General features: G+C 61.3%; 12 protein-coding genes. 6 read left to right on the plus strand and 6 right to left on the minus strand.

The annotated features are described in order from the left end of the window. Window positions 1–168 precede the first annotated feature (168 nt). Entirely contained in the window at window positions 169–807 is a 639-nt protein-coding gene (locus EN964_RS12035) for a chloramphenicol phosphotransferase CPT family protein (protein WP_127276394.1), read from the plus strand. A 42-nt stretch (window positions 808–849) separates the two neighbouring features. Here the strand turns inward: EN964_RS12035 and EN964_RS12040 are convergent, their stop codons facing one another. From EN964_RS12040 to EN964_RS12060, 5 genes are all read right to left on the minus strand, one after another. After that, on the minus strand, window positions 850–1,992 hold the full coding sequence (locus EN964_RS12040) for a phosphatase PAP2 family protein (RefSeq protein ID WP_236383050.1): 1,143 nt from the start codon (window positions 1,990–1,992) through the stop codon (window positions 850–852). Window positions 1,993–2,173: 181 nt separating this feature from the next. Then, on the minus strand, window positions 2,174–2,605 hold the full coding sequence (locus EN964_RS12045; protein ID WP_127271001.1) for an HIT family protein: 432 nt from the start codon (window positions 2,603–2,605) through the stop codon (window positions 2,174–2,176). Between the two features lie 99 nt (window positions 2,606–2,704). Further along, window positions 2,705–3,919 (minus strand): GNAT family N-acetyltransferase, encoded by a 1,215-nt coding sequence (locus EN964_RS12050; RefSeq protein ID WP_127272503.1) that lies wholly within the window; start codon window positions 3,917–3,919, stop codon window positions 2,705–2,707. 50 nt (window positions 3,920–3,969) lie between these two features. Further along, window positions 3,970–4,698 carry a glycerophosphodiester phosphodiesterase gene (locus EN964_RS12055; protein WP_127269017.1) on the minus strand — a complete coding sequence of 243 codons (729 nt, stop codon included), beginning with the start codon at window positions 4,696–4,698 and terminating at the stop codon, window positions 3,970–3,972. Between the two features lie 14 nt (window positions 4,699–4,712). Next, window positions 4,713–5,177 carry a RidA family protein gene (locus EN964_RS12060; RefSeq protein ID WP_127269018.1) on the minus strand — a complete coding sequence of 155 codons (465 nt, stop codon included), beginning with the start codon at window positions 5,175–5,177 and terminating at the stop codon, window positions 4,713–4,715. A gap of 138 nt (window positions 5,178–5,315) precedes the next feature. Here EN964_RS12060 and EN964_RS12065 point away from each other — a divergent pair, with 138 nt between their 5' ends. The 5 genes from EN964_RS12065 to tsf all read left to right on the plus strand — a co-directional run bounded on the left by EN964_RS12065 (window position 5,316) and on the right by tsf (window position 9,916). Beyond that, entirely contained in the window at window positions 5,316–6,143 is an 828-nt protein-coding gene (locus tag EN964_RS12065) for a cell envelope integrity EipB family protein (RefSeq protein ID WP_127269019.1), read from the plus strand. Window positions 6,144–6,257: 114 nt separating this feature from the next. Next, on the plus strand, window positions 6,258–7,556 hold the full coding sequence (locus EN964_RS12070; protein WP_127269020.1) for a hypothetical protein: 1,299 nt from the start codon (window positions 6,258–6,260) through the stop codon (window positions 7,554–7,556). 59 nt (window positions 7,557–7,615) lie between these two features. Continuing rightward, window positions 7,616–7,894 (plus strand): DUF4031 domain-containing protein, encoded by a 279-nt coding sequence (locus EN964_RS12075; RefSeq protein WP_027036667.1) that lies wholly within the window; start codon window positions 7,616–7,618, stop codon window positions 7,892–7,894. Between the two features lie 203 nt (window positions 7,895–8,097). Then, window positions 8,098–8,886 (plus strand): 30S ribosomal protein S2, encoded by a 789-nt coding sequence (gene rpsB / locus EN964_RS12080; protein WP_127269021.1) that lies wholly within the window; start codon window positions 8,098–8,100, stop codon window positions 8,884–8,886. Between the two features lie 109 nt (window positions 8,887–8,995). Next, window positions 8,996–9,916: a translation elongation factor Ts gene (gene tsf / locus EN964_RS12085; RefSeq protein ID WP_127272504.1), complete on the plus strand. Its 921-nt coding sequence runs from the start codon at window positions 8,996–8,998 to the stop codon at window positions 9,914–9,916. A 21-nt stretch (window positions 9,917–9,937) separates the two neighbouring features. Here tsf and EN964_RS12090 read toward each other — a convergent pair whose 3' ends face one another. Further along, window positions 9,938–10,864 (minus strand): LysR family transcriptional regulator, encoded by a 927-nt coding sequence (locus EN964_RS12090; protein ID WP_127270207.1) that lies wholly within the window; start codon window positions 10,862–10,864, stop codon window positions 9,938–9,940. Window positions 10,865–10,870: the final 6 nt, after the last annotated feature.

Here is a 10,870-nt window from a genome sequence, read left to right on the forward strand (position 1 = left end):
AAGCCGGCCCGCGCATGAGGCTCAATGCCTCTTGTCAAAATCTCCTGACACAAACAGTCCAAGACACTTCAATCACATAACAAAAAACCCCGCCGAAAATCGACGGGGTTTGTCAGCAGTCTGAAAGCCCCGGAAACGGGGCTTTTTTCGTTTGCAAGGAGGAGGGGCATGAGCGGCCAGATCATCATCCTGAACGGTGCGCCGCGATCGGGAAAAACAAGCATCGCCAGAGCTGTTCAGGAGCGCTTCGATGGCGTCTGGATCAATCTCGGCGTCGACGTTTACGAGCAGGCTGCGCCGGCACGCTATCGGCCCGGGATAGGATTGCGGCCCGGTGGCGAGCGTCCGGACCTTGAGGCCCTCGTGCCCGGACTATACGCCGCGCTCTACGAATCGATCGCCGCCCACAGCCGGCTGGGGCTGAATGTCGTGGCGGATATCGGCCATCACGACGCCTATTCGAGACCACTTCACATTGTGGCTGATTGCGCGCGCCGGCTTGTAGGTCTGCCGGTGCTGTTTGTCGGTGTTCGCTGCCCGCTGGAAATCATCATGGAAAGGCGTGCCGCCAGCGCGGCGGACAAGAGATATGTGACCGGCTCATCAGACGATCCGGTGCCGTTGCCCGTGCGCCTGTGGCAGGAGGAGGTCCACCGCCCAGGCGTGTACGATCTGGAAGTCGATACCTCGCTCCTGAGCCCGAAGCAGTGCGCGGATACGATCGCAGAGCAGCTTCGGCAAGCACCGTATCCAACAACGTTTCAGAAACTATCCAACCCATCCAGCGCGGCCCTTGAGCCGTTTTGACCGGCATGGCCGCCGCAGGCGGGTTCGTCCAGATCGGCGAATTTACAGCCTGCAAACGGCCGGCGATTGCATCGTGGAGCTCTCGATTTCAGCGGCCATGCGGTCCGGCGCGAAACGGGTCAGCAAATATCCGCACACCTTCCAGATCGCGATCATCAGGAATGCACCCGCATAGCCATCCAAGGCATAGTGCCAGCCAAGCACGACGGAACCGACCATAATGACGCCGGCGAATAACCACATCACAAGACCGGCCAGCCGAGACCGCCGTGTTGCATAGAGGGCGAACAGCACCGCCATCACAACGTGCAGGGATGGGAAGGCGGATATGCCGACGCTGCCGGTAGTTGCGCCGGTATAGCCACTCCACAGCATATCCTGCGTGCTGAGCGCCCAGATCGGATAGACGCGATCGGCAACGGCAAGTGCTTGCATGAGGGGGTGAAAGTCGTTGCCGAACCCCAATCGCTCGTAAAAGCAGGGGCCAGCCGACGACAGGCCCATCGCGAGGAAGAAGCCACCCAGCGTCCACACCGTCATGAAGCTCATCAGGAACTGGTGACGCAGCTTCGTATCCTTGCGTGTGATGCACACGGTGAAAACCGCGGTGATGAGCACGACGAACCAGAAATTGTACGCGATGTTGATGATCTTCAATGCAAGCGGCGACTGGACGACAAACCACAACCATTCGTGCGGGGCTCGACCGAAATGCAGGATGCGATCGGCGTGAGCCAATGCTTTGTCCCATGCGAACGGAGAGAGGATTGCAATGGCTCCCTTCAACACACCGATCGCGGATATGAAGGCAAGACCCGCACCCAGGCCATTCAGGCTGTTGGCAATGCGTTCGGCATCGCCAAAGAATCTACCCAGTGACTTGAGGAAGGTGTGCAGCGGTTCGGTTTCCCGCTGGACCAGCGCAAGGTGGAAAAGCGTCCCAAGTGCAAGGGCTGAGCCGCAAATCCAGAAGGCGATGAAAAGATACTCGGCGTATTCCGCCAGAACGCCGAAATCCGGCATGTTTCCAGTGTGCCACCCGACTGCGCTTGCCAGAAGCAGCGCAGCGGTAGCCATAGCGTGCAGCAGCCGGTGTCGCCAAAAGGCATCCGCCAAGATGCCAGGAAAAGCACGTCCGACAATAGCCCCCGTCAGTGGGGCCGATGCCGCAACCGAATGTTCCATGGTTTTGAAGCCCAGCTCGCCACGCCGTTACCATTTTACCGTGAGACGGTTCAATATTTCCTAATCAGACGATTAGAGTTGCAAACGGTTGAGTCCCGGCGCCGGCCCGCCCGGGCACTAGAATCGTCTTCTCGGCTGAACGGCGCTACCCGGTCCGCCACATCGGCTGACCTCGCGTTTCTCAATTTTCGAGTGCAGTCCGGATCTTTTCGGCATTTTCGGTCAGCACCTCCGGCTTCTCCATTCCTCCCGTGTGCGGCTTCAGCGGGATGCCGTCGAAGCGCGGAATGACATGTACGTGCAGATGATAGACGGTTTGCCCCGATGCCGGCTCATTGAACTGCATGATGGTGACGCCGTCGGCGCCAAAGGCCTTTTTCACCGCCAGCGCCACTTTCTGAACGACGCTCAAGAGATGGCCGAAAATTGACGGGTCGGCGTCGAGCAGGTTGCGCGACGGCGCTTTCGGCACCACCAGCGTGTGGCCCGGCCCCTGCGGCATCACATCCATGAAGGCGATGACAGCGTCATCCTCGTAGACCCGGTGCGAGGGAATTTCGCCGCGCAGGATCTTGGCGAAGATGTTGTCGGTATCGTAGGCGGCCTCGGTCATGGCGAACGCTCCGGATTGTGCCTTTCGTGTAGCGAAACGGTGGAAAATCGGCAAGACGATCGGACGAAGTCGGCCCTGCTCGTCAAGGCAGCCCTGTTGCTACTCCTCCAGATCCTTGCGGAACGGGGTGTGCTCTTCCAGATATTCGCTCATCCGCTCCACCTCGTGGCGTTCGCGCCTGAGGTAGTCGGCGACGGCGTTGCGCAGGCCGGGGTGCGCAATGTAGTGCGCGGAATGCATGATCACCGGCCGGTAGCCGCGCGCCAGCTTGTGCTCGCCCTGCGCGCCTGCCTCGACAACCTTCAGCTTGCGTTCGATGGCGAAGTCGATCGCCTGGTGATAGCAGACCTCGAAATGCAGGAAAGGATGGTCCTCGATGCAGCCCCAGTTGCGGCCATAGAGTGCGTCCGAACCGATGAAATTGATGGCGCCGGCGATATAGCGGCCATTGCGCCTGGCCATCACCAGCAGGATGTCGTCGGCCATGCGTTCGCCGATCAGCGAGAAGAATTGACGGTTGAGATAGGGCCGGCCCCATTTGCGGCTGCCGGTGTCCATGTAGAAGGCGAAGAAATCGTCCCAGGCCTTCTCCGTGAGGTCCTTGCCGGTCAGCCGATCGATCGAAATGCCTGGGGCAAGCGCTTCACGCCTTTCCTTCTTCATCGCCTTTCGCTTGCGCGAGGCAAGGGTGGCGAGGAAGTCGTCATAGGTCGAAAAACCTTCGTTGAAGAAATGGAATTGCTGGTCGGTGCGGTGCAGGAAGCCTGCCGCTTCCAGCACTTCCACATCGCTCTCTTGCGCGAAGGTGACATGCGCGGAAGAGACGCCGAGTTTTTGCGTCACCGCCTTCAGGCCCGCCGCGAGACCGGCCTTCACTTTGGCGCTGTCCTCGCCTTTGCTGACCAGCAGGCGAGGGCCGGTGACCGGGGAGAACGGCACGGCACTTTGCAGTTTGGGATAGTAACGGCCGCCGGCGCGCTCGAAGGCATCCGACCAGCCATGATCGAACACATATTCGCCCTGGCTGTGCGATTTGAGATAACAGGGCACCGCGCCCAGCAATCTGCCTTGCCCGTCCTCCAGCCTGAGGTGATGGCCCTGCCAGCCGGTGCGCCGCACGGCGCATCCAGAATCTTCGAGTGCGCTTAGAAAAGCGAAGGAAACCAAAGGATTGTAACTGGTTTCTGAATCTCCGCGCGCGGTTCCGGCAAAGCCGTTCCATTCATCACAGGTGAAGGCGCCAATGCCGGCGGCGACGCGGATCGAATAGTCAGCATTGGCCGTTTGTCCGTCACCCTCGTCGCCCTGATCCATGAGGCTTATTTAAGCTCCGTCCGGCCTGGTACAAGTCACGTTTCAGACACTCAGGCGACTTTGACCAGATCGGGCTCGAACCCCTCGAACGTCATCTGGTCGGCATATCTGAAGGTCAGGTCGACCGCCGGCTGGTCGTGCACCGTCCAGGTGATAACAGGCATTTTCAGCCTTTCGCGCACGAAGCTGACGAATGGGTTCGGCAGGTCGCCGGCCGCGTAGGAGGTGAAGGCGATGTCGTGCGCCAGCATGGCGAAATGCGCCTCGATCAGCCCGACGTCCTTGCCGTAGGCGGTGAGACCCCCGGGGATACCCGGCGCGTCTTTCGGAAAATCGCGGACCAGCCAGTGGTCGAACGACATGATCGCCGCCTTGCCCTTGTAGCGCTTGAGCATCTTGCCGACGCTTGCCACCAGGCCTTCGTCATAGCCGGGCGTGCCTTTCAACTCGACCACCAATGGCACGCGGCCGTCGACCAGGTGGAGCATTTCCTGCAGCGTCGGCACATGGTCCGCCGTGCCACCGACCCTGAGCGCCGCGAGTTCTGCTGCGGTGCGCTGCCAGACGAAACCATCCTGGCCGGTCAGGCGCTTGAGATCTCCGTCATGGATGATGACAGGAACGCGGTCGGACGACAGGTGGACGTCGCATTCGATGGCATAGCCGCGTTCGGCGGCCGCAGCGAAGGCTGACAGCGTGTTTTCCCAGCGCGTCTTGTTCATGTCGTGGAAGCCGCGATGGGCGACGGGCCGGGCGGTCAGCCAGGATAGGTCGGTCATATCTGTCCCCTGGCTCATTCGATTTCGAAGACGGCTTCGATTTCCACTGCGGCATTAAGCGGCAGGCAGGCGGTGCCGACGGCGGAGCGCGCATGCTTGCCACGCTCGCCAAGGGCCGCCACCAGGAAATCGGAGGCGCCGTTGGCAACCAGATGCTGCTCGGCGAACTCAGGTGTCGAGGCGACGAAAACGGTGATCTTCACCAGACGGCTAATCTTCTCGAGGTCGCCGAGTGCTGCCTTGGCCTGCGCCAGAATGTTGATCGCGCAGTATTTTGCCGCATCCTTGCCACCTGCGGTATCGAGATCGCGACCTAACAGCCCGCTCGCCTGCAGCTTGCCGTCCTTGAGCGGCAATTGTCCGGCGGTGAACAGCAGATTGCCGGTCCGGCAATAGGGCACGTAGTTGGCGGCGGGCGCGGCGGCGACGGGAAGCGTCACACCCAGATCGCTTAGCCGCTTTTCGATTGTTTCACTCATGGTATTTCCCTATTGCTTGGTGACGCCGCGCCGGCCGGGCCGAAATTGCTATTTTTGCCTCGCTTCCGCCACGACTTTTTTTAAGCTGGACCATCTTTCCCTGCGGCCTGCCATCAGTCGCGACGATCGGAGTACCTCATGCGCGCAACGCGCCTCGCATTCCATGCCGTCCTGTTGTCGGGGGTCTTCTCGATAGGCCCTGCCTTCGCAGCGCCGGCGTTGCAAGCCCACCGCGCCGTCTACGATCTTACCTTGAAAAAAGCGTCCGATCAGTCCGGCATCACAGGCATATCCGGCCGCATGGTCTATGAGTTCAATGGCTCGGCCTGCGAAGGCTATACGGTGAAATTCCGCTTCGTCACCCAGATCGTCACCGCCGACAACACCAGGCTGACCGACCAGCAGACGACCACTTTCGAGGACGCCGAAGGCAAGACATTTTCGTTCGTGACAAAATCCTTCGTCGACCAGAATCTCGACAAGGAGGTCAAGGGCATCGCCACCAAAGAGACCAAGGGCCTGAAGGTCGACATCGACAAGCCTGAAAAGAACAGCGTCGAGCTGGCGACAACCCAATTCCCGACCCAGCATCTGGTCGAGCTGATCGGCAAGGCCGAAAAGGGCGAGAATTTTTACGAAACCAACCTGTTCGACGGTTCCGAAGACGCCAACAAGGTGATGACCACCACCGTCGTGGTCGGCAAGAAAACCGATGCCGACAAGGCCGACCCGGAAGCTTCGGCACTGGCAAAGCTCGCTACCGACAAATACTGGCCGGTCGACATCGCCTATTTCGACGACACCAACAAGACGGGCGAAGAGGTGCCGGAATACCGTATCAGCTTCAAGCTGCATGAGAACGGCATCACCCGCGATCTCGTCATGGACTATGGCGACTTCTCGATGACCGGCAAGCTGGTCAACCTGTCGCTGTTCGACCAGACGAAACCCTGTCCCGCCAAATAGTGCCGGTCTAGGCAGTTGATTTACCACGACACGGCGTGGTCGTAACGATCGACTTGAACGTGCCGCAATCGTCTCTCAACCTCTCCCCGGCGTCCAGGCGCGAGGGGGATCAGCTTGAGCAGGATCGATACATTCGTGGCGCCGCGGCCCAACCCGGCACTGATCAGGGCCATGACATCCGTCAACCGGATCGTCATGCTCCGCGGCATTCCCGGATTTCGGGATATCTTGCCGTTCAATCGCCTGGCCGGTCTGCGCGGCGTCTCAAATGTCCGCCATATCGACTTTCCCCACGCCGACCTTGAGCGGCTGAAGGCCAGTTGCGGGGCAGGGAAGGCGACCTTCATCACGCCCAATCATCCCGAGTTCTTCACCGACTGGATGATCGATAAGGAAATCGTGTCGCAGGTCAGCCCGCTCACGGCCTCATGGGCAACCAATGGTGTCGTCAACGGCCTTGGCCGGCTGATGCAGAAGTTCTGGCTGGCCAACAACCTCATCGCTCAGATTCCCGGCAATAGCGGGGCAGCCAAGGAACACTCCATCGCCTGGGCCTTGAAAGGCCATGGCGTGCTGCTGCATCCCGAAGGCGGCGTCGGCTGGCATGCCAATGTCGTTGCGCCTTTGCTGCCGGGTGCCATCGAGATGGGGCTGGAGGCCCTCAAGCGCGGCCGGGCCACGGATTCCGATTTCAAGGTCTGGATCGCGCCAGTCGTGTGGAAGCTCGCCTTCACCGGGAATGTCGAAGCGGCGCTGGCGAAGGAATGCGCTTATGTCGAGAAAAGCCTGAAAATAGAACGCCTTGCGACCGACACGCTGCCGCAGCGCATCCACCATGTCTATTCGGCGCTGCTGGCCCGCGATGAAGCAGCATCGGGCATGCCATCCGACGAAGGCGCAACCTATGCCGAGCGCCAGCAGGCGTTGGTTGCTGAACTCGGCCGCCGACTCGGCGAAAGCATCTCATTCGACGCTGCCATAACCGACACCGCAGAGCTTCTGCGGCGTGCGCGTCGCTGGCAACGCGAAAACACCGACGATACGGAACGGCAAAGCCAGGTCCGCGCGCTCGCCGATAGGGTTCAGAGGCTGCAGCGCATCGGACCCTGGGCCTGCGCCAATCCGCGCATCACCCAAGAGCAGATCGCCGAACATCTGAAGCGGATCCGCAACGACTATTGTCGAGGCGGGCTGCGCGACACGATAAACCGGTTCATTCCGCAGCCGGCCGGGCCGCGTTGCGCCCACATCCGGGTGCCGGAGGCACTGGGCTTGCATGAGCATGCGGGCTCGATCGACGATGCGGTTGCCGAACTGCACCGTCGCATGCAGGATACGGTCACCAACATTGTGGCCGAGCTTGCGGCCAATGGCGGCTTCATTTTCTATCCGAATCCATTCTATCGTCCCTGACATCCTGACGGGCCACGTGGCCCGCTGTGGTGGAGGATGGAAGGCAAACAGCAAGCTTCATGGCGGTCTATGTCGACGCAGCGATCTGGAACTGGGCCGGCCATCGCTGGTGCCATCTGTTGGCCGACGACACCGACGAGTTGCATCGCTTTGCCGCCCGGCTCGGCGTCAAGCGCTCATCCTACCAGGGGCCGCCCAAGACATCGGCGCCGCATTATGACATAACCGGCTTCGAGCGCGACCGTGCGGTGCGGCTCGGCGCCATCGAATGCAGCCGCGAGGAGATCGTCGCGGTCTTCCGGCGAGTGCGAGTGCCGAACGGGAAGATAAAGCGCTGACGGCAGGGCGCGGATCGTCGCACGCCGCATCACAGATCCCGCGGCGCTTGCGTTTATCGCGCATCCCCTCTATATGCGCGCTCATTCCACACACGGACTTTGGTGTCTGCCCGGGAGAAATCCGGCTGAAACCTCCGGTGGCGTTCGAGGACAAAGTCCAAAAATGCCTGTGTCCGTGGAGGCTAACCGGAAAGGAACTTTGAATGGCACTGCCTGATTTCAGCATGCGCCAGCTTTTGGAAGCTGGCATTCACTTCGGCCACCAGACCCACCGCTGGAACCCGAAGATGGCACCCTACATCTATGGCGCCCGCAACAACATCCACATCATCGACCTGTCGCAGACGGTGCCTTTGCTGCATCAGGCGCTTAAGCAGGTTTCCGACACCGTCGCCAAGGGTGGCCGCGTGCTGTTCGTCGGCACCAAGCGCCAGGCGTCCGAGATCGTCGCCGATGCTGCACAGCGTTCGGCTCAGTATTATGTCAACTCGCGTTGGCTCGGCGGCATGCTGACCAACTGGAAGACGATCTCGAATTCGATCCAGCGCCTGCGCAAGCTCGACGAGATGCTGGCCGGCGAGGCGCAAGGGTTGACCAAGAAGGAACGCCTGAACCTCGACCGCGAGCGCGAGAAGCTCGACAAGGCGCTGGGCGGCATCAAGGACATGGGCTCGACGCCCGACCTGATGTTCGTCATCGACACCAACAAGGAAGCGATCGCCATCCTCGAGGCCAAGCGCCTCGGCATCCCGGTCGTCGCCATCATCGATTCGAACTGCGATCCGGACAAGATCGACTTCCCGATCCCCGGCAATGACGACGCGGCCCGCGCCATCCAGCTCTATTGCGATCTGATCGCCAAGGCTGCGATCGACGGCATCGCCCGCCAGCAGGGCGCGCTCGGCGTCGACATCGGCGCTTCGGTCGAAGCTCCGGTCGAACCCGCGCTCGACCCGGCTCCGGCCCCGGCGTCGGAAGCTCCCGAAGCTTGATAATCGAAGGCCGGTTGCGGCCTTCATCTTTCTCATATTCTGGCACGCTAAACAGACGCACCATCGAATACCGATGGTGCGTCGGTGCATTTAAAACAAAGAGGCGACAATGAGCATTTCGGCTGCACAGGTCAAAGAACTCCGCGACTTGACCGGCGCGGGCATGATGGATTGCAAGGCCGCGTTGACCGAGACCAACGGCAACATGGAAGAGGCCGTCGACTGGCTGCGCAAGAAGGGTATCTCCAAGGCCGACAAGAAGGCTGGCCGCACCGCGGCTGAAGGTCTGATCGGCGTCGACAACGGCGTGCGCGAAGCTGCCGTCGTGGAAGTCAATTCCGAGACCGACTTCGTGGCCCGCAACGCCGCGTTTCAGGAAATCGTCGGCAACGTTGCCAAGGTTGCGCTGGCCTATGGCACGACGGAGGTTGTGGCCGCCGCAAAGTATCCAGGTTCCGACAAGTCTGTTGCCGACACCATCAAGGACGCTGTCGGCACCATCGGCGAAAACATGGGCTTCCGCCGCTCGGCCAAGCTCACCGTCCCGCACGGCGCTGTCGCTACCTACGTCCACAACGCGGTTGCCGACGGCCTTGGCAAGCTCGGCGTGCTGGTCGCGATCGAGACCACGGGCAATGAGCATGCAGCCAACGCCTTTGGCCGCCAGGTGGCCATGCATGTTGCCGCCACCAACCCTCTGGCGCTGACCGCAGAGCAGATCGATCCGGCCGCGGTCGAACGCGAGAAGGCGATCTTCTCCGACCAGGCGCGCCAGTCCGGCAAGCCGGAAGCGATCATCGAGAAGATGGTCGAGGGCCGTCTGCGCAAGTTCTACGAGGAAGTCGTGCTCCTGAAGCAGGCCTTCGTGCTCAATCCCGACATCACTGTCGAGAAGGCGCTGAAGGATGCCGAGAAGGACATCGGCGCCCCGGCCAAGATCACCGCCTACCTGCGCTTTGCGCTGGGCGAGGGCATCGAGAAGGAAGAGACCGATTTCGCCGCGGAAGTCGCTGCAGCGGTCAAGAAGTAAGCTGCCAAGCAGCTTTTCGGCTCAGGCAACTCGGCCGGGCGCTCGCGAGGGTGTCCGGCCGATTTCTTGTGTGACGTCGACAAAGGCGCGCAGCTTCGGTGCCATTGCCGCCCGGCGCGGAAAGTAGAGAAACAGGCCTGGTTCCTCGATTGCCGACTGCGGCAACACCTGGACAAGCCGACCAGCGGCCAGGTCGGCGCGCACCAGCGGCTCGAACACATAGGCCAGTCCCATTCCCGACAGCGCCAGGTCGATCGCGGCAAGCGAATCGGTGACGATGGCGGTGCCGCGCGTTTCCACGGCCACGTCCTTGCCGTCCTCCGTCAAATCCCAACGATAGACCGCGCCGGATCGCACCAGACGGTAGCCGATGCAATTGTGGGCGGCGAGATCGGCCAGGCTGTGCGGGCGGCCATGCCGGCCGATATAGGCTGGTGACGCTACGATGATCACCTGGAATGGCGGGGTCATCCGGATCGCGATCATGTCCTGCGCGATCATTTCGCCAAGTCTGATGCCGGCGTCAAAGCCTTCGCTGACGATATCGACCAATCCTTCATTGGCAAAGATTTCCACTGTCACATCCGGATAGCGCTCGGCCATGGCCGTCACCACCGGCGTCACCGCCATCGGGACGGCGATATGTGATACATTGATTCTGAGCAGTCCCGCCGGGCGACCCTTGATGCCGCGGATACGCTCCATCCGCTCGGCGATATCCTGCAGCGCGGGCTCGGCCGTCGCGACAAGCGCCTGACCGGCCTCGGTCAGCGATACGCTGCGGGTCGTGCGGGCAAAGAGCGGCTGGCCGATGCGCTCCTCCACAAGGCGTACAGCGTGGCTGACCGCCGAAGGGCTCATGCCGAGTTCGGCAGCGGCAAGCGCAAAGCCGCCTCGCCGCGCCACGGCGACGATAACGGGAAGGTGGCTGAGCAGGTCGCGATCCATTCATGC

The organism is Mesorhizobium sp. M7A.F.Ca.CA.001.10.2.1, from assembly GCF_003998575.1.
Classification (GTDB): Bacteria; Pseudomonadota; Alphaproteobacteria; order Rhizobiales; family Rhizobiaceae; genus Mesorhizobium.

What these genes read in the sequence shown, in the direction of transcription:
- EN964_RS12035 (WP_127276394.1), top strand. Translation starts at nt 169, where the DNA reads ATGAGCGGCCAGATCATCATCCTGAACGGTGCGCCGCGATCGGGAAAA.
- EN964_RS12040 (WP_236383050.1), bottom strand. Translation starts at nt 1,992, where the DNA reads ATGGAACATTCGGTTGCGGCATCGGCCCCACTGACGGGGGCTATTGTC.
- EN964_RS12045 (WP_127271001.1), bottom strand. Translation starts at nt 2,605, where the DNA reads ATGACCGAGGCCGCCTACGATACCGACAACATCTTCGCCAAGATCCTG.
- EN964_RS12050 (WP_127272503.1), bottom strand. Translation starts at nt 3,919, where the DNA reads ATGGATCAGGGCGACGAGGGTGACGGACAAACGGCCAATGCTGACTAT.
- EN964_RS12055 (WP_127269017.1), bottom strand. Translation starts at nt 4,698, where the DNA reads ATGACCGACCTATCCTGGCTGACCGCCCGGCCCGTCGCCCATCGCGGC.
- EN964_RS12060 (WP_127269018.1), bottom strand. Translation starts at nt 5,177, where the DNA reads ATGAGTGAAACAATCGAAAAGCGGCTAAGCGATCTGGGTGTGACGCTT.
- EN964_RS12065 (WP_127269019.1), top strand. Translation starts at nt 5,316, where the DNA reads ATGCGCGCAACGCGCCTCGCATTCCATGCCGTCCTGTTGTCGGGGGTC.
- EN964_RS12075 (WP_027036667.1), top strand. Translation starts at nt 7,616, where the DNA reads ATGGCGGTCTATGTCGACGCAGCGATCTGGAACTGGGCCGGCCATCGC.
- rpsB (WP_127269021.1), top strand. Translation starts at nt 8,098, where the DNA reads ATGGCACTGCCTGATTTCAGCATGCGCCAGCTTTTGGAAGCTGGCATT.
- tsf (WP_127272504.1), top strand. Translation starts at nt 8,996, where the DNA reads ATGAGCATTTCGGCTGCACAGGTCAAAGAACTCCGCGACTTGACCGGC.
- EN964_RS12090 (WP_127270207.1), bottom strand. Translation starts at nt 10,864, where the DNA reads ATGGATCGCGACCTGCTCAGCCACCTTCCCGTTATCGTCGCCGTGGCG.